At 64.9% G+C, this 19,760-nt stretch carries 21 protein-coding genes; 14 read left to right on the top strand and 7 right to left on the bottom strand.

Annotation, left to right across the window (positions count from 1 at the left end; genetic code table 11):
• Positions 1-6 precede the first annotated feature (6 nt).
• The 3 genes from modC to modA are packed head-to-tail and all read right to left on the bottom strand — an operon-like array spanning position 7 to position 2,581.
• Positions 7-1,131, bottom strand: coding sequence for a molybdenum ABC transporter ATP-binding protein (modC, locus tag OU800_RS01815; RefSeq protein WP_268184446.1), 1,125 nt, complete (start codon positions 1,129-1,131; stop codon positions 7-9).
• On the bottom strand, positions 1,131-1,811 hold the full coding sequence (modB, locus tag OU800_RS01820) for a molybdate ABC transporter permease subunit (RefSeq protein ID WP_268180715.1): 681 nt from the start codon (positions 1,809-1,811) through the stop codon (positions 1,131-1,133). Before modB ends, modC begins: the two co-directional genes overlap by 1 nt.
• Before the next feature lie 14 nt (positions 1,812-1,825).
• Positions 1,826-2,581, bottom strand: coding sequence for a molybdate ABC transporter substrate-binding protein (gene modA / locus OU800_RS01825; protein WP_268180716.1), 756 nt, complete (start codon positions 2,579-2,581; stop codon positions 1,826-1,828).
• A 223-nt stretch (positions 2,582-2,804) separates the two neighbouring features.
• Here modA and OU800_RS01830 point away from each other — a divergent pair, with 223 nt between their 5' ends.
• The 7 genes from OU800_RS01830 (at position 2,805) to OU800_RS01860 (ending at position 8,802) form a co-directional block, all read left to right on the top strand.
• On the top strand, positions 2,805-3,338 hold the full coding sequence (locus OU800_RS01830; protein WP_268180717.1) for a L,D-transpeptidase family protein: 534 nt from the start codon (positions 2,805-2,807) through the stop codon (positions 3,336-3,338).
• A 23-nt stretch (positions 3,339-3,361) separates the two neighbouring features.
• On the top strand, positions 3,362-3,790 hold the full coding sequence (locus OU800_RS01835; RefSeq protein WP_268180718.1) for a hypothetical protein: 429 nt from the start codon (positions 3,362-3,364) through the stop codon (positions 3,788-3,790).
• A gap of 235 nt (positions 3,791-4,025) precedes the next feature.
• Positions 4,026-4,700 (top strand): GntR family transcriptional regulator, encoded by a 675-nt coding sequence (locus tag OU800_RS01840; RefSeq protein WP_268180719.1) that lies wholly within the window; start codon positions 4,026-4,028, stop codon positions 4,698-4,700.
• 88 nt (positions 4,701-4,788) lie between these two features.
• Positions 4,789-5,565 carry an ABC transporter substrate-binding protein gene (locus OU800_RS01845; RefSeq protein ID WP_268184448.1) on the top strand — a complete coding sequence of 259 codons (777 nt, stop codon included), beginning with the start codon at positions 4,789-4,791 and terminating at the stop codon, positions 5,563-5,565.
• Between the two features lie 9 nt (positions 5,566-5,574).
• A complete protein-coding gene (locus OU800_RS01850; RefSeq protein WP_268180720.1) occupies positions 5,575-6,342 on the top strand; it encodes an amino acid ABC transporter permease in 768 nt (255 codons plus the stop codon).
• A gap of 1 nt (position 6,343) precedes the next feature.
• Positions 6,344-7,123, top strand: a complete 780-nt coding sequence (locus OU800_RS01855; RefSeq protein ID WP_268180721.1) for an amino acid ABC transporter ATP-binding protein — start codon at positions 6,344-6,346, stop codon at positions 7,121-7,123.
• 62 nt (positions 7,124-7,185) lie between these two features.
• A complete protein-coding gene (locus OU800_RS01860) occupies positions 7,186-8,802 on the top strand; it encodes a gamma-glutamyltransferase family protein (protein WP_268180722.1) in 1,617 nt (538 codons plus the stop codon).
• Positions 8,803-8,842: 40 nt separating this feature from the next.
• Here OU800_RS01860 and OU800_RS01865 read toward each other — a convergent pair whose 3' ends face one another.
• Entirely contained in the window at positions 8,843-9,676 is an 834-nt protein-coding gene (locus tag OU800_RS01865) for a MurR/RpiR family transcriptional regulator (protein ID WP_268180723.1), read from the bottom strand.
• Between the two features lie 230 nt (positions 9,677-9,906).
• Here OU800_RS01865 and OU800_RS01870 point away from each other — a divergent pair, with 230 nt between their 5' ends.
• From OU800_RS01870 to OU800_RS01890, 5 genes are all read left to right on the top strand, one after another.
• Positions 9,907-10,944, top strand: coding sequence for a polyamine ABC transporter substrate-binding protein (locus tag OU800_RS01870; RefSeq protein WP_268180725.1), 1,038 nt, complete (start codon positions 9,907-9,909; stop codon positions 10,942-10,944).
• 117 nt (positions 10,945-11,061) lie between these two features.
• The gene (locus OU800_RS01875) at positions 11,062-12,168 is read left to right on the top strand and encodes an ABC transporter ATP-binding protein (protein ID WP_268180727.1); all 1,107 of its coding nucleotides are present in this window, start codon (positions 11,062-11,064) and stop codon (positions 12,166-12,168) included.
• Complete coding sequence (locus OU800_RS01880) at positions 12,168-13,055, top strand: ABC transporter permease (protein ID WP_268180729.1); 888 nt, start codon at positions 12,168-12,170, stop codon at positions 13,053-13,055. Before OU800_RS01875 ends, OU800_RS01880 begins: the two co-directional genes overlap by 1 nt.
• A complete protein-coding gene (locus OU800_RS01885) occupies positions 13,052-13,912 on the top strand; it encodes an ABC transporter permease (RefSeq protein WP_268180731.1) in 861 nt (286 codons plus the stop codon). The genes OU800_RS01880 and OU800_RS01885 overlap by 4 nt, the downstream gene beginning before the upstream one ends.
• Positions 13,905-14,987, top strand: a complete 1,083-nt coding sequence (locus OU800_RS01890) for a DmpA family aminopeptidase (RefSeq protein WP_268180733.1) — start codon at positions 13,905-13,907, stop codon at positions 14,985-14,987. The genes OU800_RS01885 and OU800_RS01890 overlap by 8 nt, the downstream gene beginning before the upstream one ends.
• A gap of 76 nt (positions 14,988-15,063) precedes the next feature.
• Here the strand turns inward: OU800_RS01890 and OU800_RS01895 are convergent, their stop codons facing one another.
• The gene (locus OU800_RS01895) at positions 15,064-15,993 is read right to left on the bottom strand and encodes a DMT family transporter (protein WP_268180735.1); all 930 of its coding nucleotides are present in this window, start codon (positions 15,991-15,993) and stop codon (positions 15,064-15,066) included.
• 102 nt (positions 15,994-16,095) lie between these two features.
• Here OU800_RS01895 and OU800_RS01900 point away from each other — a divergent pair, with 102 nt between their 5' ends.
• A complete protein-coding gene (locus OU800_RS01900; RefSeq protein ID WP_268180737.1) occupies positions 16,096-17,013 on the top strand; it encodes a LysR family transcriptional regulator in 918 nt (305 codons plus the stop codon).
• A gap of 1 nt (position 17,014) precedes the next feature.
• Here OU800_RS01900 and OU800_RS01905 read toward each other — a convergent pair whose 3' ends face one another.
• Entirely contained in the window at positions 17,015-17,995 is a 981-nt protein-coding gene (locus tag OU800_RS01905; protein WP_268180739.1) for an NADPH:quinone oxidoreductase family protein, read from the bottom strand.
• A gap of 156 nt (positions 17,996-18,151) precedes the next feature.
• Between OU800_RS01905 and OU800_RS01910 the strand changes: the two genes are divergently transcribed.
• A complete protein-coding gene (locus OU800_RS01910) occupies positions 18,152-18,556 on the top strand; it encodes a flagellar basal body-associated protein FliL (RefSeq protein ID WP_268180741.1) in 405 nt (134 codons plus the stop codon).
• 78 nt (positions 18,557-18,634) lie between these two features.
• Here the strand turns inward: OU800_RS01910 and OU800_RS01915 are convergent, their stop codons facing one another.
• Positions 18,635-19,759: an ABC transporter permease gene (locus tag OU800_RS01915; RefSeq protein ID WP_268180743.1), complete on the bottom strand. Its 1,125-nt coding sequence runs from the start codon at positions 19,757-19,759 to the stop codon at positions 18,635-18,637.
• Position 19,760 lies beyond the last annotated feature (1 nt).

Here is a 19,760-nt window from a genome sequence, read left to right on the forward strand (position 1 = left end):
CGAGGTTCAAGGCGCCAGCAGCGACACCGACTTGATCTGCGCCCAGAGCGCTTGCCCGTCATGGATTCCGAGCTGCTCGAAGGAGTAACGGGTGATCCTTGCCAGCAAATGTTGATCACCCAGGCGCAGGGTCAGCAGGGCCTGGGCGTCCAGCGCCTGGCAGCGTTCCACGGTCACCGGCAGCAGATTGAGCAGGCTGCTGCCCTCGGCTCGTTCGAGCGCCAGGCTGACGTCACGCGCCTTGATCTTCACCCGCACTGCCCGACCCTCCGGCACCGCTGAGTGGGGTAGGCTCAATATCGCCTCGCTGCCTGGCAGGCGCAGATGCAGCAGGCCGTAGCGGGCGTCGTGGGCGCAGACCTGGCCGTCGATCACCGCCTCGGCATCGTCTTCGCTGGCAAAGGGCAAGTCGGCGCGCAGCAGCAACTCCTTGAGCGGGCCGCTGGCGCGTACCCGGCCTTCGTCGAGCAGCACCAGGTGATCGGCCAGGCGCGCCACTTCATCCGGCGCATGGCTGACATAGATCACCGGGATGTCCAGCTCCTCGTGCAGGCGCTGCAGGTAGGGCAGCACCTCCTGCTTGCGCTTGAGATCCAGCGAGGCCAGTGGCTCGTCCATCAGCAGCTGGCGTGGGCTGGTCACCAGGGCGCGGGCGATGCCGACGCGCTGACGCTCGCCACCGGACAGCGCCGAGGGCATGCGTTCGAGCAAGTGGCCGATGCCCAGTAGCTCCAGCGCCTGATCCAGCGCCACCTTGCGCTGTGCGGCTGGGATGCGTTTCTGCCCGTATTCCAGATTGCGCCGCACGTTCAGATGGGGGAACAGGTTGGCGTCCTGGAACACATAGCCAATGGCACGCTGGTGCGCGGGCAGAAAGAAGCCGCGTTCGCTGTCCTGCCAGCATTCCCCGGCCACCTGCAGGTAACCCTGCTGTGGTCGATCCAACCCGGCGAAGCAGCGCAGACAACTGGTCTTGCCCGAGCCGGAATGGCCGAACAGCGCGCTGACGCCACGGGCGGGCAGGTCGAGATTCACGTCCAGGCGAAAGCCAGGATGCTGCACCAGGAAATGCGCGCGGATACGTCCGTCATCGGTTACAGGCAGAGGCGAGGTCTTGCCGAAAGCGAACATCACCAGGCCCTCACGCTGCCGCTGCGGCCACTGTATAGCGCCAGCAGGACGATGAAGGAGAACGCCACCATGCCGCCCGCCAGCCAGTGCGCCTGGGCGTATTCCATGGCCTCGACATGGTTGTAGATCTGCACCGAGACCACCTGCGTCTTGCCAGGAATATTGCCGCCGATCATCAGCACCACGCCGAACTCGCCAACCGTATGGGCGAAGGCAAGGATCGCCGCAGTGACGAAGCCCGGCCGCGCCAGCGGCAGCACCACGCTGAAAAAACTGTCCCAGGGGCCTGCCCGCAACGTCGCGGCGGCCTCCAGCGGGGCGCGGCCGATGGCCTCGAAGGCGTTCTGCAGCGGCTGCACGACGAAGGGCAGGGAGTAGAAGATCGAGCCGATCACCAGGCCGGTGAAGGTGAACGTGAAGGTGCCGAGTCCGAGGCTCTGCGTCAGTTGGCCGAAGAAACCGTTGGGGCCCATGCTCACCAGCAGGTAGAAGCCGATCACCGTCGGCGGCAGTACCAGCGGCAGTGCCACCAGCGCGCCGACCGGGCGCTTGAGCCAGGAGTCGGTGCGGGTCAGCCACAGCGCGATGGGCGTGCCGATGATCAATAGCAGCACGGTGGTCAGCGAGGCCAGCTCCAGGGTCAGCAGGATGGCATCGAGATCGTTCTTGGACAGCGGCATGGATGGGGCCCAGGCTACGGCAGTTTATAGCCAAAGGACTCGATCACCTTGGCCGCTTCCGGGCCTTTCAGGTACTCGACCAGCGCGGCGGCAGCCGGGTTGTTCGCGCCCGCTTTGAGGATCACTGCGTCCTGCTTGATCGGTTCGTGCATCGCTTCCGGTACGATCCAGGCCGAGCCGCTGGCGAGCTGGCCATCCTTGTACACCTGCGACAGCGCGACGAAGCCCAGTTCGGCATTGCCGGTGGCGACGAACTGCTGTGCCTGGGTGATGTTCTGACCCTCGACCAACTTGCCCTTGACCGCCTCGCTCAGCCCCAGCTTGTCCAGCACCTGGGTCGCCGCCAGACCGTAGGGCGCAGCCTTCGGGTTGGCGATGGCCAGGTGCTTGAACGTGCCAGCCTTCAATGCAGCGTCGGTGCCGTCGAGGTAGTTGGCATCGGCTGACCACAGCACCAGGCTGCCGATGGAGTAGGTGAAGCGCGAGCCGGGCACTGTCGCCCCTTCGCGCTCCAGCTTGGCCGGGGTGCTGTCGTCGGCGGCGAGGAACACCTCGAAGGGAGCACCGTTGTTGATCTGCGCATAGAACTGCCCGGTGGCGCCGAAGGAGGCCACCAGCTTGTGCCCGGTGGCTTTCTCGAATGCCGGGGCGAGGGCCTGGATGGGGGCAGTGAAGTTGGCGGCGACCGCGACCTTGACTTCATCGGCGCTGGCGCTGCTGACGAAGACCAAGCCGAGGCCGAGCAAACCGTGCTGGAGAGACTTGAGCATGGGGGCTCCTGGTTGTGCTTGGGCGATGAATCGGCGCCTGGGCAGAGGCAAGTGCGGCAATCCTACATCGTTGTGTAATTTTGTATATAACGATGATGAAAGCTGCGTCTTCGACGCCATGGATTTTGCGTTCGATGCACGCTCGGGCAATCGAACGATCTGTTAAGGTGCGCGTCGCGCCGGCTGTCTGGCCCAAGGGAGAAGCAATGAAAGGAATCCCGCAATGAAGCGTTGGTTGCTCGCGAGCCTGTGCCTGGTCGTGTTGCTGGTGGGCTACACCAAGGTCATGGGACGCCTGGCTGGCGGCCCGGCACCGGAAGCTGAAAGCGCCGAACAGGCCGATCTGATCACCGTCGACAAGGCTCAGCGGCGCATGCAGCTCTGGTATGCGGGCACGCTGCTGAGCGAGTACCGCATCGTCCTCGGTGCAGCGGGCGACGAGGGGCACAAACAGCGCGAAGGTGACCAGCGCACGCCTGAGGGGCGCTACCTGATCGACTGGCGCAATGCCAAGTCCATGGCCTATCTCAGCCTGCACATCTCCTACCCGAACGAGCAGGATCAGGCCGCTGCTGCCGCGCGCGGCGAGAGCCCTGGCGGCAATATCATGATCCACGGCCTGCCCAATGGCTGGGGCTGGCTCGCGCCGCTGCATCATCTGTGGGACTGGACCGATGGCTGTATCGGCGTGACCAACGAGGAGATGCGCGACATCTGGCTGCGGGTCGCCAATGGCACACCCATCGAAATTCACTGAATGCACCTATCGAGGAAAGTGTCATGCGCGAGCCTGTGATCCAGGAAGACGTCTCCGGCTGTGGCATCGCTAGCGCCGCTAATATCCTCGGCAAGACCTACGCACAGATGAAGGCCATCGCCAATGCCATGGGCATCCATGCCGAGGACGAGGCGCTGTGGTCAGACACCCGTTATGTGCGCCGCCTGCTGGCCAGCGAGGGCGTGGTCTGCGCCGACGGGGAAACCCCGTTCCAGTCTTGGGAGGCATTGCCCGCCCTGGCCCTGCTGGCCATCAAGTTCCATCGCGAGGGCGAGCGCGACTTTTGGCACTGGGTGGTGTTCCGGCGTGAGGCCGGTGCCGCCGTCGTGCTGGATTCTGCGAGTTATCTGCCGAGCAATCGACGCACCGATTTCCAGGCCATGCAGCCCAAGTGGTTTATCGAAGTGTTCGGCGCCAGCGAGCAGCTCTGAGTAAGGCATATGGCGGGCGCCTAATCGCGAGAGGCGCCATCGCTTCGTTGTGGCATTCGGACTCGTTTTCTGCCTCGTCATGGGGCGTCAGGTAACGCTTTTGGTGCGCGCGTTGAGGCGCTGCTATCCGCTCTAAAAGCTATTTTCCTTGAAAAACAGCAAGTTGTGATTTTAGGCACGGCACCTGCATTTGGATGATTGTGTTTTTGGATCCAAAAATTCAGGAATCCTCACAATGCCTTTCGCCGTGACCACCTTCAATGCCCAGCCGGCCCTCTCGGCCGAGGACGAGGCTTACCTGCATCTGCTCGATGCCATCTGTCAGGGCCGTTACCGCACCGGCGACCGCCTGATAGCCGAGGACATCGCCGGGGAACTGGAGATGAGCCGCATGCCCATCCGTGGCGCCTTCAAGCGCTTGGCAGCGGAAGGCCTGGTGACGCTACGGCCCAATCGCGGTGCGATCGTCAGTGGCCTCAACCTCGAGCAGATGCGCGAAGTCTTCGAGATGCGCAGCGCCCTGGAGGGGCTGGCGATTCGCGTGGCCACGGCCAAGGTCAACGAGCGTCATCTGGCGCGCCTGGAGCGCCTGCTCGATGAAATGGACGAGTGCCGTGAGGACAGCTCGGAGTGGGTGGTGCGCCACCGCATCTTCCACGAGTACCTGTGCAGCCTCAGCGAGCGGCCACGGTTGATGCGCCAGATCAGTGCCCTCTACGCGCTGATCGAGCCGTACATGCGCCTCTGGCTCAAGCACGTCGACAAGCCCCTGAGCGCCCGCGAAGAACATCAGGTAATCCTCGACGCCCTGCGCACCGGTGATGCCCGGCATGCCGAGCGGATCCTCTGCGAGCACATCGAGGGCACCGTCCCCGACCTGCTCGAATTCCTGGAAAAGTCGGGCGCCTGAGACCCGTCCTCCCCCTTCATTTCGTACTGCCATACCAACAATTACACCGGAGTCGAACATGTCAAAACGTACCTTCGCAGCATCCCTGATGACTCTCTCGCTGATGGCCGGCCTGGCCCAGGCCGAGGTCACGGTTCCCGAGCGCCTGAAGACGACGGACAAGATCGTCTATTGCGGCGCCATGGATTCGCCGCCCATGGGTTTCTTCGACGAGAAGCAGAAACCGGTGGGTATCACCGTCGAGCTGGGCGACGAGATCGCCAAGCGCCTCGGCGGCAAGCGTGTGGAATGGCGCGTGACGCCCTTTTCCGGCCTGATCCCGGCGCTGATGGCGCGCCATTGCGACATGATCGTCGACCAGTTGTTCGACAAGCCGGCGCGCCGCGAAGTCATCGACATCGTCAACTACATGTACTCCAGCCAGGCGGTCACCGTGCTCAAGGGCAACCCGGCCGGCATCCACAGCCTCGACGACCTCTCCGGCAAGCGCGTCGCCGTGCTCAACGGCTCCACCATCCGCACCCTGCTCGAAGCGCACAACGATGTGCTGACCAAGGCCGGCAAGGCGCCCATGACCCTGGTGGTGTTCAACTCCGACACCGATGCCTTCCAGGCGCTGCGCGTCGGCCAGGCCGATGCCTACGGCACCACCATGGAAACCGCTGGCTACTACCAGAGCATGGCGCCGGAGCTGTTCGAGGTCGGCGTGCCGGCCTTCGACAAGATCCTCACCGGTCTCGGCATCCGCAAGGACGACCCCGAGCTGAGCACGGCGGTCAGTCAGGCCCTGGCCGACATGAAAGCCGATGGCAGTTACATGGCGCTACTGAGCAAGTGGCACATCGAAGGCAATAAGCTCGACTGAGGCGCGACGATGAACTTCAACTGGGACATATTCTGGCAATACCTGCTGCAGCCCAGCGACGTATACCTCTACGGCCTCTGGCTGACCTGCGTGATCGCGGTGATGGCGATGCTGCTGGGATGCGTCCTCGGCCTGCTGGCGGCGCTGATGCGCGCCTCCAGCAACCCGCTGCTCAACTATCCGGTGCGCTTCTACATCTGGCTGATGCGCGGCACACCGCTGCTGGTACAGATCGTCTTCCTCTATACCGCGTTGGCGGCTGGCGGCATCTTCCGCTTCGAGGATCTGGATCTGGGCCTGTTCATCCTGCCGGGCAACATCCAGGCGGCGATCATCGCCCTGGGCCTCAATGAAGGTGCCTACATGGCGGAGATCATCCGCTCCGGGATCAACGCAGTGGATCGCGGCCAGTACGAGGCGGGGCGCTCGCTGGGCATGACCTACCCACGGCTGATGCGGCGCATCGTCCTGCCGCAGGCCTTCCGCGTGATCGTGCCGCCGCTGGGCAACGAGTTCAACGTGATGCTCAAGAACACCACCCTGGTCAGCGTGATCGGCGTGCAGGAGCTGCTGCTGAGCACGCAGATGATCACCTCGGCCACCTTCCGCGTGTTCGAGCTGTATCTGGTGGTGGCCATCTACTTCCTGCTGCTGACCACGCTCTGGGGCCTGTTCCAGCGCTGGCTGGAAGCGCGCTTCGGGCGTACCGACGGCCACGTGCCGGCGAGCAACCGGCTGTTCGGCCTGGGTGCCATGAAATTTCTGAGGGGGCGTTGAGATGGGCGCATTGGACGAGAGTCTGGTGATCCAGGCCAGTAGCGTGCACAAGCGCTTCGGTGAGCTGGAAATCCTCAAGGGCGTGTCGTTGAACGTGCGCCGTGGTGAGGTGGTGGTGCTGATCGGCGCCTCCGGCTCGGGCAAGACCACCTTCATCCGCTGCCTCAACTACCTGGAGGACATCCAGGGCGGCAGCATCCTGGTCAACGGCAAGCCCATGGGTTACATCGAGCGTGCCGACGGCAAGCGCGTGCGTGACTCCGAGCGCAACATCGCGCGCATGCGCCGTGACATCGGCATGGTGTTCCAGCGCTTCAACCTGTTCCCGCACATGACCGTACTGGAGAACATCATCGAGGCGCCGACCCAGGTGCTCGGCGTCAGCCGGCGCGAAGCCGAGGAACAGGCGCGGCAACTGCTGGCCCGTGTGCGCCTGTCGGACAAGGCCGATCACTACCCCAGCCAGCTCTCCGGCGGTCAGCAACAGCGTGTGGCGATTGCCCGCGCGCTGGCGATGAAGCCGCAGGCCATGCTCTTCGACGAACCGACCAGCGCGTTGGACCCGGAAACCGTGGGCGAGGTACTGCAAGTGATGAAGGAGCTGGCCGAGGAGGGCATGACCATGGTGGTGGTCACCCACGAGATGGGTTTTGCCCGCGAGGTGGCCGACCGTGTGGTGGTGCTGCACCAGGGCGAACTGATCGAAGAAGGGCCACCGGCCCAGGTATTCGGCAACCCCCATCACCCGCGCACGCGGGAGTTCCTCAGTCGCGTTCTGTGAGAGGCGAGCGGCAGCGACCTGCCGCTCAGCCCTGCAATCAAACCCTGTATCGAGTTCCAGTCATGCTCAATTTCTCTGCCCACGAATATCCCTACGCCTCTCAGCGCCAGAGCGTGTTCGCCCGCAAGGGCATGGTCGCGGCCTCGCAGCCGCTGGCGGCCGAAGCCGGTATCGCCATGCTGCGCCGTGGCGGCAATGCGGTGGACGCCGCCATCGCCACTGCCGCCGCGCTGACGGTGGTCGAGCCCACCGGCTGCGCCATCGGCGGCGACGCCTTCGCCCTGGTGTGGATCAAGGACAAACTCCATGGCCTGGACGCCAGTGGCCATGCGCCGGCAGCGCTGTCCAGCGAAGCGGTCAAGGCCGCCGGCCACGAGCGCGTGCCGGTGCACGGCTGGTTGCCGGTCACCGTACCCGGTTGTCCCGCGGCCTGGGCCGAGCTGTCGCGGCGCTTCGGCAAGCTGCCCTTCGCCGAACTGCTGCAGCCGGCCATCGAGCTGGCGCGCGATGGCTTCCCGGTGTCTCCGGTGGTCGCCCACCAGTGGCGCATCGCCCAGGATGAGTACCAGGCCAGCCGCGAGGCCTTCCCTGAGCTGCAAGCCTGGTTCGACACCTACCTGATCGACGGCCAGGCGCCTGTAGCCGGGCAACTGTTCCGCAATCCGGCGCAGGCGCAGACCCTGACCGAGCTGGCCGAAACCCAGTGCGAAAGCTTCTACCGCGGCGCCATCGCCGAGCGTCTGGCCAGTCATGCTGCCGCCACTGGCGGCAAGCTCACTGCCGCCGACCTGGCCGGCTATCTGCCGCGCTGGGTCGAGCCGATCAAGGTCAACTACCGCGGCTACGACGTCTGGGAAATTCCGCCGGCCGGCCAGGGCCTGATCGCCCTGATGACCCTGAAGATTCTCGAAGGCTTCGACTTCGACCACCGCGACAGCCGCCAGACCTGGCACCGCCAGATCGAGGCGATGAAGCTGGCCTACGCCGACGGTCTGCACTACATCACCGACCCCGAGCACATGCGCGTGGCCGCCGAGCAACTGCTCGCCGACGACTACTGCGCCCGGCGCCGCGCACTGATCGGCGAACGTGCCCGCGAGCCGTTGCACGGCGACCCCCAGGCCAGCGGCACGGTGTACATCGCCACCGCCGATGGCGAGGGCAACATGGTCTCGTTCATTCAGAGCGCCTATCACGGCTTCGGCTCCGGCGTGGTGCTGCCGGACAGCGGCATCGCCCTGCAGAACCGGGGTTCGGAGTTCAGCCTCGACCCGAGTCATGCCAACTACCTGCTGCCGGGCAAGAAGACCTTCCACACCATCATTCCGGGCTTCCTCAGCAAGGACGGCGCGGCGGTCGGCCCGTTCGGTGTGATGGGCGGCTATATGCAGCCGCAGGGGCACGTGCAGATGGTGATGAACCTGGTGGACTTCGGCCTCAACCCCCAGGCTGCGCTGGATGCCCCACGCTGGCAGTGGCTGGGCGGGCAGAAAGTGGGCATCGAGCAGGAAACCCCGCGCGATCTCACCTTCGCCCTGGCCCGTTGCGGCCATCAGATCGAAGTGGCCTGCGACCGCACCGACTACGGGCGCGGCCAGATCATCCTGCGCGACTCGCAGACCGGCGTGCTCTGCGGCGGCACCGAGCCGAGGGCCGACTCGCATATCGCCGTGTATTGAGGTTCGGCGCCCTTTGGGCGCTGGTGGCCGGGGATGCGCCTTAGCTGCGATACAGCTTGAGGCTTTCGACCCGCGCCCGGTAGGCGCCGAGGCGTTCCTTGAGCTGATCCTTGCGGGCGCTGGCGACGCAGTGCAGCAGCACGTTCAGGGCGCTGGTCAGGCCGCCGGTGGACTCGAGGATCAGGCCGGTCTTGGTCTTCATGGTGACGATGTGCGGCGTGTCGATATGCTTGGCGATGCCGTATTCGTCGGTGAACACCACCAGGTCGGTGTTCTGCTGCAGGCAGTTGTTGGCGAAGGCGATGCCGGCATCGGCGTAGGGCGCGATGTCGATGAGGATCACGCAGCAGCGCTGGTTGTGGCTGTCCAGCCACTGGCCGAGCACGCCGCTGTAGAGGTCGAGAAATTCCACCCCCGAGCGCACCAGGGCCAGGCGGTTGGCGAAGTCCTCGGCCAACCCGCGAATGGTCTGGAAGCCACAGACGAACACACGCTCGGCATCCCCCACGCGGGCCACGATGTCGCGCCAGTGCTGGCTGCCGAGCAGCGCGGCGAAGGCGCGCAGGGCTTCGATTTCCTCGTTGAGGTGGGCCACCAGATCGTCCGGTTGCTCCACCCGCTCGATCAGCGCCGGGTTGAGCAGCGATTGCACGCGCACTTCATCGCGCAGTTCGTCCTTCAGGCTTTTCAGGCCCTTGTAGCCGAGCCGGCGCAGGAAGCGGCTGACGGTGTTGGGGCTGACCCCGCTCTTGGCCGCCAGGCTGGCGCCGTTCTCGAAGGCGAGGGTTTCCAGATTGGCCTGGATATAGGCCCACAAGGTGCGCTCGGCCGGCGTCAGCTTGCCTTCCAGGTGTTGCATCTTGCCATCGAGCATGTCCGATTTTCCTACCATACCAAATCGGTCTGACATTTAAATGTCAGAGTATTGATCTTTGGAATAAATATATTCTACTCTGCAGTCGTAACGCAAAGAGATGTCGATTGGCCGTTACCAGGGTGAAGAAAGCCATCAGAGCCTTTCCGCTGCGCAATCGACACTCGCGCTTCCTGCCGCAACAAGCAAACGTCGCGCCCTGCGCGGCCACAACAGTGGAGAACAGGAACATGCCCACACTGCGTCATCTCACCCTGTGCGTCGCGCTTGGCAGCGGCTGCGTCACTGGTGCCGCCCAGGCCGCCGAAGAATTGCGCCTGTACAACTGGGGCGACTACATCAACCCCGAGGTATTGACCCGTTTCACCGCCGAGACCGGCATCAAGGTATCGCTCGACACCTATGGCAGCAACGAAGAGATGCTGGCCAAGCTGCAGGCCGGCGCACAAGGCTACGACATCGTCTTCCCCTCGGTGCACATGCACGACACCATGGCTGCCATCGGCCTGCTGGAGAAGACCGAGATCAACCAGGATCCGGCTTTCGCCAATATCGACCCCGCCTTCCTGCGCTCGAAATCCGATCCCAAGGGTGAGTACTGCATGCCCTACGCCTGGGGCACGGTGGGCATCTTCTACAACAAGAACAAGGTCTCCAAGCCGATCGAGAGCTGGGACGACTTCTTCGCCGAGGCCAAGGCCGGCAAGAAGGTGATCATGCTCGACGACATGCGCGAAACCCTCGGCGTCGGCCTGATCAAGGACGGCAAGTCGGTCAACACCACCAACCCCGACGACCTCAAGCAGGCTGCCGACTGGCTGATCGAGCGCAAGCCGCTGATCTCCGCCTTCACCTACGACAGCGTGCCGATGGTGCAGTCCGGCGACGCTGCTGCCTCGCACTATTTCGTCGGCGCCATGATGTACGTGAAGCAGGACCCGCAGAACCTCGCTTACGTCATTCCCAAGGAAGGCGCGACGATGTACCAGGAGGACATGTGCGTGCTCAAGAGCGCGCCGAACAAGGCCAACGCCAAGCGCTTCATGAGCTTCTTCCTGCAACCGGAGATCGCCGCGCTGAATACCGCGCAGCAGATGAACGGCACGCCCAACAAGGAGGCGCTGAAGCTGCTGCCGGCCGAGCTGCGCGACAACCCGCAGGTCAACCCGCCAGCCGAGGTGATGGCCAAGCTGCAGATCTTCGAGGATCTGGGTAAGGGGCTGCGTCAGTACGACCGGGTGTGGACGCGCGTGCGTACCGCCAACTGAAGGTGGGTTGCGCAGGGCTGTTAGGGCTCTGCGTAGCCGATGTTGCCAACGGTGCGCACAGCGCACCCTACGGCGTCCGTTTCGCCTTCGGTGAACGGGCCTGTGCTGGAGTCTTCCATGACCGCTTTCACCCAGACCGCGCCTGTGGTCGAGATCCGTGGCGCGGTGAAGCACTACCGTGCACCGGAAGGGCACCTGGTGCGTGCCCTCGATGGCCTCGATCTGGCCGTCGGCGCCAATGAATTCGTCACCCTGCTGGGGCCGTCCGGCTGCGGCAAGACCACGTTGCTGCGCACCATCAGCGGTTTCGAGCAACTCGATGGTGGTGAGCTGCTGATCCAGGGCCAGCCGATGAACAGCGTGCCGCCGCACCGCCGCCCGGTGCATACGGTGTTCCAGAGCTACGCGCTGTTCCCGCACATGAGCATCGGCGACAACGTCGGCTACGCGCTGGACGTGCGCGGCGTGGGCAAGGCCGAGAAACGCCAGCGCGTCGGCGAGGCCCTGGAAATGGTCGGCCTGGCCGGTATGGAGCGGCGCAAGCCCGGCCAGCTCTCCGGTGGTCAGCAGCAACGGGTGGCGCTGGCTCGCGCCATCGTCGATCGCCCGGCGCTGCTGTTGCTCGACGAGCCGCTGTCGGCCCTCGACCGCCAGTTGCGCCAGGCCATGCAGCGCGAGCTGAAGAACCTGCAGCACGAGCTGGGCATCGCCTTCGTCTTCGTCACTCACGATCAGGAAGAGGCCCTGACCATGAGCGACCGCATCGTCGTGCTCAATGGTGGCCATATCCAGCAGATCGGCGCCCCGGCAGAGATCTACCACCGCCCGGCCAACGCCTTCGTTGCCGGTTTCATCGGCGAGAGCAACCTGTTCAACGCGCACGTCGGTTCGGTCAACGACGGCATCGCCTATCTGCTCGACAGCCAGGGCGACCTGCTGCAGGCGCGCCATCCCGACCTGCGCGTCGGCCAGTACGCCCAGCTCATGCTGCGTCCCGAGCAGTTCCACCTGCATTGCCCCGGCGAGGGCTTCGCCGCGCTGGAAGGGCGGCTGGAGCAACTGCTGTTCATCGGCAAGGATTTCGAGCTGCTGCTGCGTACCTCGCACGGTCGCCTGGTCAAGGCGGTGCTGCGTGACGCCGCGCCGCAACGCCTACGCACCGGCGATAGCGTGCAGCTCTGGTACGGTCGGGAGGCCGCGCACCTGATCCCAGGAGGTGCCTGATGCCGTTGCGCGAGCGCTTGCGCCTGGTCGGCCTGCTGACCCCGGTGACGCTGATCATCGGCGTGTTCTTTCTTGCCCCGTTGACCATCATGGCGCTGTACAGCCTGCTCGAACCGGGACTCTATGGTGGCGTCGAGTGGAACTTCTACCCGGACAACTTCGGCCGCGTGCTGGGCTGGGCCGATGGCACCAATGAGGACTTCGATCCGGTCTACCTGGAAATCATCCTGCGCTCGTTCAAGCTGGCCGGGATGACCGTGCTGGCGACCCTGGCGCTGTGCTACCCGGCGGCCTTCTGGGTGGCGCGGCAGCCGGAGCGGATGCGCAACTTCTGTCTGTTTCTGATCACCCTGCCGTTCTTCACCAGCCTGATCGTGCGCCTCTACGCCTGGCTGCTGATCCTGCGTCCCAGTGGCGTGATCAACACCGCGCTGGCGGCGCTGGGTTTCTACAACCCGGTGGAGCTGATCTACACCGAGGCGGCGGTGCTGATCGGCATGACCTACATCTTCATCCCGTTCATGTTCATGCCGGTCTACGCCAGCGTCGAGAAGCTCGACAGGCGCCTGCTGGAGGCCTCTGCCGACCTCGGCGCGAGCCGCTGGCAGAGCTTCTGGAAGGTGATCTTCCCGCTGACCTTGCCGGGCATCGCCGCCGGCTCGATCATCGTCTTCATCCCCAGCCTGGGTAACTTCATCGTGCCGTCGCTGCTCGGTGGCGCGCGCGTGCTGATGATCGGTAGCCTGGTCGAGCAGCAGTTCCTCGCCGCGCGCAACTGGCCGTTCGGCGCCGCCCTGGCGATGTTGCTGATGGCTGCGGTGCTGGTGTGCCTGGTGCTCTACGTGCTGGCGCAGGGGCGCAACGGCGCACAGGAGGCCAGCCGATGAACACCTTGCCCGCACGTCTCGGGCGCCGCCTGCTGGGCGGCTACAGCCTGGCCTTCTTCGTCTTCCTGTACCTGCCAATCGGCCTGATCGTCGCCTACTCGTTCAACAGCAACCCGATCAACATGATGATCTGGGACGGCTTCAGCCTGGACTGGTATCGCTCGCTGTTCGGCCTGTCCACCAGCCTCAGCGAGAACGCGCTGTACGTCGAGTCCACTGACCAGTTACTGGCCGCGCTGCGCACCAGCCTGGTGGTGGCGCTGACCACCACGGCGATCTCCACGGTGATCGGCACGCTCACCGCGCTGGCGCTGGCGCGTTATCGCTTCCGCCTGCAGAAGTTCTACCGGGTGCTACTGTTCATGCCGATGCTGATGCCCGATATCGTGCTCGGCATCGCCCTGCTGATCTTCTTCGTCGGCGTCGGCCTGCCGCTGGGCAAGCTGTCGATCATCATCGGCCACTGCACCTTCCTGATCAGCTACGTGTTCCTCATCGTCAGCGCCCGTCTGGCCGGCATGGACACGCGCCTGGAGGAGGCCTCGGCCGATCTCGGCGCCTCGCCCTGGATGACCTTCCGCCGGGTGACCCTGCCGCAGATCCTGCCCGGTGTGGTCGGCGGCGCGCTGCTGGCGTTCATCATCTCGATGGACGACCTGGTGATCACCTACTTCATCGCCGGTGTGGACTCCACCACGCTGCCGGTCTTCATCTACGGCATGATCCGCCGTGGCATCAAGCCGGAGATCAACGCCATCGCCACCCTGCTGCTGATCGCCTCGCTGCTGATCGCCGCCCTCGGCCTGTACCTGCGCAATCGCAAGCCCGCTACCTCTCAGGATGACTCTCATGGCTAAACCTCGCGCCCGCGAACTCGGCCTGCCGCTGCCCGGCACCCCCGGCCCGTACAACGCCATCACCGACGTGTCTGGTGTGCTGGTGGGCTACCGCACCCTCGATGGCGTGGCCGCCAACGGTCGGCGCATCCAGACCGGCGTCACCGCCATCCTGCCGCGCGGCCGCGATGCCGAGCCGCAGCCGGTGTGGGCGGGCTTCCATGCGCTCAACGGCAATGGCGAGATGACCGGCACCCACTGGATCGAACACGGCGGTTACTTCGTCGGCCCGCTGTGCATCACCAACTCCCATAGCGTCGGCATCGTTCACCATGCAGCCACGCGCTGGACGATCCAGCAGTACGCCGATGCCTGGCAGCGCGAGCACCTGTGGGCCATGCCGGTGGTGGCCGAGACCTATGATGGGGTGATCAACGACATCAACGGCCAGCACATCAGCGAGGCCGATGCCCTGGCCGCACTGGATGCGGCCAAGGGTGGCGCCATCGCCGAAGGCAACGTCGGCGGCGGCAACGGCATGATCTGCTACGGCTACAAGGGCGGCACCGGCAGTGCTTCGCGCCTTGTCGAGATCGACGGCCAGACCTACACCCTCGGCGCCCTGGTGCAGGCCAACCATGGTCAGCGCGACTGGCTCAAGGTCTGCGGCGTGCCGGTGGGCGAGCGCCTGGAAGATGACCTGCCGGCCGGGCTGGAACGCGAACGTGGTTCGATCATCGTCATCCTCGCCACCGACGCGCCGTTGCTGCCGCACCAACTCAAGCGCCTGGCGCAGCGCGCGGGTCTCGGTATCGCCCTGGCCGGCACGCCCGGCGGCAACAACTCCGGCGATATCTTCCTCGCCTTCAGTGTGGCCAACCCACGACCCTTGCCGCAGGTGTCGCAAGCGCGGCTGAGCCTGGACTACCTCAACGACGAGTGTTTCGACGCCCTGTATCTGGCCGCCGTGCAGGCCACCGACGAAGCCGTGCTCAACGCCATGCTCGCCGCCGAAGACTCTCCGATGCAGAAGCCCGAAGGCATCTGCCGCGCTATTGATGGCCAGCGTTTGCGCGAACTGGTGACTGGGGCCTGACGTAGCCCGGATGCAATCCGGGGACTCGGTATCGCCTCCCCCGGATTTCATCCGGGCTACATGGGGCAGGCTCCGCTCAGGCGGCCTTGCGCTTGGCCGCCGACAGCCGCGAGACGCCCAGTAGCACCAGGGCCAGGCCGGCAATCTGGTACAGGCTGATGGCCTCACCGAGCAGCAGCCAGGCGGCGAACAGGGTCAGCACCGGGCCGAGGTTGCCGAACAGGGCAGCATGGCTGGCGCCCATGCGCTGCACGGCCAGGGCCAGCCAGTAGATCGGCAATACCGTCGACAGCACCGCCATCAGTGCGCCGTACCACCATACTTCATTTGGCAGGCTCGCCAGTTGCGCAGGGTCGCGGGTCGCGCCGTAGTGGATCAGCACCATGATCGCCGAAGCCCCGCCGGCCAGCCCGGCCAGGCGCATCGAGCCGACCCGGCGGATCACCACGCCGGTGCCCAGGTAGTACAGGGCATAGGTCACCGCACTGGCAAACACCCAGGCGGCGCCCAGCAGGATCTGCTCGCTGTCGCCCTCGACGCGGATGTCATGCATCAGGGCGATGCCCAGGCCCAGGTAGCACAAGCCCATGGCCAGGAAAGTGCGCGGGCCTGGCCGCTCGCCCTGCGTCAGCATCTGCAACAGCAGCACCAGGGTTGGGTAGGTGAACAGGATCAGCCGTTCCAGCCCGGCGCTGATGTACTGCAGGCCCTGGAAGTCGAACAGGCTCGACAGGTAGTAACCGAACATCCCCAGCAGCAGGACGTGCGCCCAGTCTTTCGGCGTGAGCCGGGTCTGCCCGGTGCCCCGGCTCAGCCACAGCAGCCAGAGGAACAACGGCAAGGCCAGGGCCATGCGCAGACTCAGCACGGTGACGGCATCCACCGGCGCGGCGGCATAGGTGAGTTTGACGAAGATGGCTTTCAGGCTGAAGCCGGTGGCCGAGAGCACGGCGAACAGCACGCCGTTGTCGAGGCTGCGGCGGTACGAGGCGGTCAGAGCATTCATGGCAAGGCTGCGGCAGGAGAGTGATTCGTTATTCTGAATGGAATGCCAAGCGGCTAGAATCGCAATTTCACGAACATGGCTTTCTGTTTTGGAGAACGCTCGATGCACTTCGACCTGCCCGATCTGCGCCTGATCGTCGCCATTGCCGCGAGTGGCAGCCTGAGCAAGGCGGCGGCCACCTTTCCCGTCGCGGTATCGGCGGCGAGCACGCGGCTGAGGGCGTTCGAGGAGCGCTGCGGCCTGACCCTGTTCGTGCGCAGCAGCGATGGCATGAGCCTGACGCCGGCCGGGCGCCTGGTACTGGATGCCTGCCAGGGCGTACTGAAGGAGGCCCACCAGCTCAGCGACACCCTGCAGGAACTCAAGGGCGAGCGGCGCATCACCTTGCGCCTGGCCGCTTCCACCGTGGCCAACAGCACCTTCCTGCCAGCGGCGCTCGGCCCGTTTCTGGCCGACTACCCGGAAGTGGATCTGCAACTGGCCGAGCAGGGCAGCAAGGCCGTGCTGAGATCGGTGAGGGAGGGCAGCATCGACATCGGTGTATACGACGGCAACCTGCCCACCGATGACCTGCTGTCGCTGCCGTTTCGCAACGACCGTCTGGTGCTGCTGGTGCCCCGTGGTCATGCGCTGATCGAGCAGCGTCCGGCGTTGTTGCGCAGCGCGCTGAATTTCCCCTTCGTCTGCCTGCCAGCCGAGCGCGCGATGCAGCGCTTCATCGAATACATGGCGGTGCGCAACGCGATGCCGCTCAGGGTGCGGGTGCGCGCGCCGAGCTTCGATGCCATCGCCCAACTGGTGGCGCAGGGTGTCGGCGTGGCCATGCTGCCCGAAGCGGCCGCCACCCGCCTTGCTCAGGAGCTGCCGGTGAAGGTGGTGATGCTGGAGGATATCTGGGCCACCCGTGAACTGCGCCTGTGCGTGCGCAGTTGGGAGGGATTGTCGTCCCATGCGCGACAGTTGCTCAGCTACCTCACCCGCGACAGTGCCGCCGGTGAGGTAACGGGCGAGAGGGCCTGAGTCAGCGAACCTGTACCACCACCTTGCCCACCGCCTTGCGCTGGCCGAGGGCATCGATGGCTTCGCCCGCGCGGGCCAGGGGGAAGGTCTGCGAGACCAGCGGCTTGAGCTTGCCTTCGGCATGCCAGGCAAACAGTTGCTGGAAATTCGCGGCATTGTCCTGCGGCTGACGCTGGGCGAAGGAACCCCAGAACACGCCGACCAGGGAGGCGCCCTTGAGCAATGGCAGGTTGGCCGGCAGTGCCGGGATGCCACCGCCGGCGGCGAAGCCCACCACCAGGAAGCGGCCATTCCAGCCGATGCAGCGGAAGGCTTCCTCGAACAGCGGGCCGCCTACCGGATCGTAGATCACGTCCACGCCCTGGCCGCCGGTCAGTCGTTTCACCTCGTCCTTGAGGCTTTGCTCGCTGTAGTTGATCAACTCGTCGGCGCCGGCCTGGCGTGCGACTTCCAGTTTCTCCGCCGTGCTCGCGGCGGCGATCACCTTGGCGCCCATGGCCTTGCCGATCTCCACTGCCGCGAGGCCGACGCCGCCGGAGGCACCGAGCACCAGCAGGGTTTCGCCGGCCTGAAGGTTGGCGCGCTGCCTGAGCGCATGCATGGACGTGCCGTAGGTCATGCCGAAGGCCGCTGCGGTGTTCAGCTCCATGCTCCTGGGTACCGGCAGCACGTTATAGGACGGCACGGCCACTTCCTCGGCGAAACCGCCCCAGCCGGTCAGGGCCATCACCCGGTCACCGGCGCGCAGATGGCTGACCTTTTCGCCGACGGCCTTGACCACGCCGGCTACCTCGCCACCCGGGGCGAAGGGGAAGGGGGGCTTGAACTGGTACTTGCCTTCGATGATCAGCGTATCGGGAAAATTGACCCCGGCAGCCTGCACCTCGATCAGCACCTCGTTCTTCTTGGGTTCGGGGCTGGCGACCTCTTCCAGAGCCAGGGTGTCGGCGGGGCCGAAGGCTTTGCACAGCAGGGCTTTCATCGCGCTTTCCTCGCGTTCGTGATTGCCTTGCAGTGTAGAAAACGAGCGCCACGGGTCAACGAGCATGCCGCTGCCTGATGACCCGGCATAAGCATCGGGCTTGGGTGCTGGCGCGTGGATGGCTATGCTAGGCACATCCCCGATGGAGTGCCTGCCGTGAAACTGTTGACCGCCCTGTTGCTGAGCCTGTCGATCTGCCTGCCTGCGCTGGCGTCTTCGGAGAAGAAGGAAGAGGCGCCGACGACGCTCTACTACAACCTGTTCCCGGCACTGATCGGCAATCTGGCTGATCCGGGGGCGCGCTTGAAGTTCTTCAAGGCCGATGTGTCCCTGCGCGTCACTGGCACCGAGGCCGAGGAGAAGATCAAGCATCACGAGCCGCTGATCCGCCATCAACTGGTGCTGTTGTTTTCGGCCCAGACCAGCGAAGCGATCAACGCCCCCGATGGCCGCGAAACCCTGCGTCAGGAGGCACTGAAGAAGGTGCAGGACGCGCTCAACGGTGAAGAGGGCAAGCCCATCGTCGAAGACCTGTTGTTCAACAACCTCATCATTCAATAGCGGCAAGCCACAAGCCACAAGCTGCAAGAGGGTGCTCGCTTCTACTTGTGGCTTGCCGCTTGCAGCTTGCCGCTGCTTCTATGCCATCTGCGCCAGGGTCTTGCGAAAGCGCCTCAGGGCCGCGAGGAAGAACAGCGTGCCGATCATCGCGATGGCCAGCAGTTGCGGCCAGACGATGGCCAGCCCCGCACCGCGATAGAGGATGGCCTGGGCCAGATCGACGAAGTGGGTGGTCGGTGCGGCGAGCATGATCCGTTGCACCAGCTCGGGCATGCTTTCACGCGGCGTGGTGCCGCCGGAGAGGATTTCCAGTGGCAGCAGCACCAGGATGATCAACAATCCCAGTTGCGGCATCGAGCGCGCCACGGTGCCGAAGAAGATGCCCATGGAGGTGGTGGCGAACAGGTGCAGCGTCGCCCCCAGCAGGAACAAGGCGATGGAACCCTCTATCGGCACCTGCAACCAGCCCTGCACTACCAGCAGCAGCGACAGCGCCGCGGCCGTCAGCACCACCAGGCCCATCGACCAGACCTTGGCCAGCATGATTTCCAGCGGCGTCACCGGCATCACCAGCAGGTGTTCGACCGTGCCGTGCTCGCGCTCGCGGATCAATGCCGCGCCGGTGAGGATGATCGACAGCATGGTGATCTGGTTGATCACCTCCATCACCGAGCCGAACCAGGCGCGCGTCAGGTTGGGGTTGAAGGCCACGCGCATGGCCAGTTCGGCCTGCTGCGGAAGGCTGGCGCGGTAGTGGCGGACGAATTCGGCGATCTCCTCGCTGGCGATGCTCTGGATGTAGCCGGCGCCTGTAAAGGCCATGCTCACCTGGGTGGCATCGACGTTCAGTTGCACCGCCGGCGAGCGTCCGGCCAGCAGGTCACGCTGGAAGTTCGGCGGGATGTTCAGAGTGAAGGTGTAGCGCCCGGCGTCCATGCCGCGATCCATTTCGCTCAGGTCGATAAGGGCAGGCGGGCGGAAGAAGGGTGGCTGGAAGGCCTGCACCAGACGCCCGGAGAGCGGCGAGCGGTCTTCGTCCACCACCGCGATCGAAGCATTGTGCAGGCTTTCCGGCATGCTGGTGGCCGAGGAATAGACGCCCATGCTGAAGGCCCAGATGATCAGGAGCAGCAGCGCATAGTCATGCTGCAGGCTGCGAAACTCCTTGACGCCCAAGTGAAGGATGTTGGCTAGCTGACGCATC

This window comes from Pseudomonas sp. GOM7 (assembly GCF_026723825.1).
Lineage (GTDB): Bacteria > Pseudomonadota > Gammaproteobacteria > Pseudomonadales > Pseudomonadaceae > Aquipseudomonas.

Bases quoted from the DNA above. Each gene is read 5' to 3' on its own strand.
- OU800_RS01835 (WP_268180718.1), top strand. From the start codon at position 3,362: ATGCGCGAGCCTGTGATCCAGGAAGACGTCTCCGGCTGTGGCATCGCT.
- modB (WP_268180715.1), bottom strand. From the start codon at position 1,811: ATGCCGCTGTCCAAGAACGATCTCGATGCCATCCTGCTGACCCTGGAG.
- OU800_RS01915 (WP_268180743.1), bottom strand. From the start codon at position 19,759: ATGCGTCAGCTAGCCAACATCCTTCACTTGGGCGTCAAGGAGTTTCGC.
- OU800_RS01830 (WP_268180717.1), top strand. From the start codon at position 2,805: ATGAAGCGTTGGTTGCTCGCGAGCCTGTGCCTGGTCGTGTTGCTGGTG.
- OU800_RS01870 (WP_268180725.1), top strand. From the start codon at position 9,907: ATGCCCACACTGCGTCATCTCACCCTGTGCGTCGCGCTTGGCAGCGGC.
- OU800_RS01880 (WP_268180729.1), top strand. From the start codon at position 12,168: ATGCCGTTGCGCGAGCGCTTGCGCCTGGTCGGCCTGCTGACCCCGGTG.
- OU800_RS01885 (WP_268180731.1), top strand. From the start codon at position 13,052: ATGAACACCTTGCCCGCACGTCTCGGGCGCCGCCTGCTGGGCGGCTAC.
- OU800_RS01875 (WP_268180727.1), top strand. From the start codon at position 11,062: ATGACCGCTTTCACCCAGACCGCGCCTGTGGTCGAGATCCGTGGCGCG.
- modC (WP_268184446.1), bottom strand. From the start codon at position 1,131: ATGTTCGCTTTCGGCAAGACCTCGCCTCTGCCTGTAACCGATGACGGA.
- modA (WP_268180716.1), bottom strand. From the start codon at position 2,581: ATGCTCAAGTCTCTCCAGCACGGTTTGCTCGGCCTCGGCTTGGTCTTC.
- OU800_RS01905 (WP_268180739.1), bottom strand. From the start codon at position 17,995: ATGAAAGCCCTGCTGTGCAAAGCCTTCGGCCCCGCCGACACCCTGGCT.
- OU800_RS01860 (WP_268180722.1), top strand. From the start codon at position 7,186: ATGCTCAATTTCTCTGCCCACGAATATCCCTACGCCTCTCAGCGCCAG.
- OU800_RS01845 (WP_268184448.1), top strand. From the start codon at position 4,789: ATGACTCTCTCGCTGATGGCCGGCCTGGCCCAGGCCGAGGTCACGGTT.
- OU800_RS01890 (WP_268180733.1), top strand. From the start codon at position 13,905: ATGGCTAAACCTCGCGCCCGCGAACTCGGCCTGCCGCTGCCCGGCACC.
- OU800_RS01850 (WP_268180720.1), top strand. From the start codon at position 5,575: ATGAACTTCAACTGGGACATATTCTGGCAATACCTGCTGCAGCCCAGC.
- OU800_RS01900 (WP_268180737.1), top strand. From the start codon at position 16,096: ATGCACTTCGACCTGCCCGATCTGCGCCTGATCGTCGCCATTGCCGCG.
- OU800_RS01855 (WP_268180721.1), top strand. From the start codon at position 6,344: ATGGGCGCATTGGACGAGAGTCTGGTGATCCAGGCCAGTAGCGTGCAC.
- OU800_RS01865 (WP_268180723.1), bottom strand. From the start codon at position 9,676: ATGCTCGATGGCAAGATGCAACACCTGGAAGGCAAGCTGACGCCGGCC.
- OU800_RS01840 (WP_268180719.1), top strand. From the start codon at position 4,026: ATGCCTTTCGCCGTGACCACCTTCAATGCCCAGCCGGCCCTCTCGGCC.
- OU800_RS01895 (WP_268180735.1), bottom strand. From the start codon at position 15,993: ATGAATGCTCTGACCGCCTCGTACCGCCGCAGCCTCGACAACGGCGTG.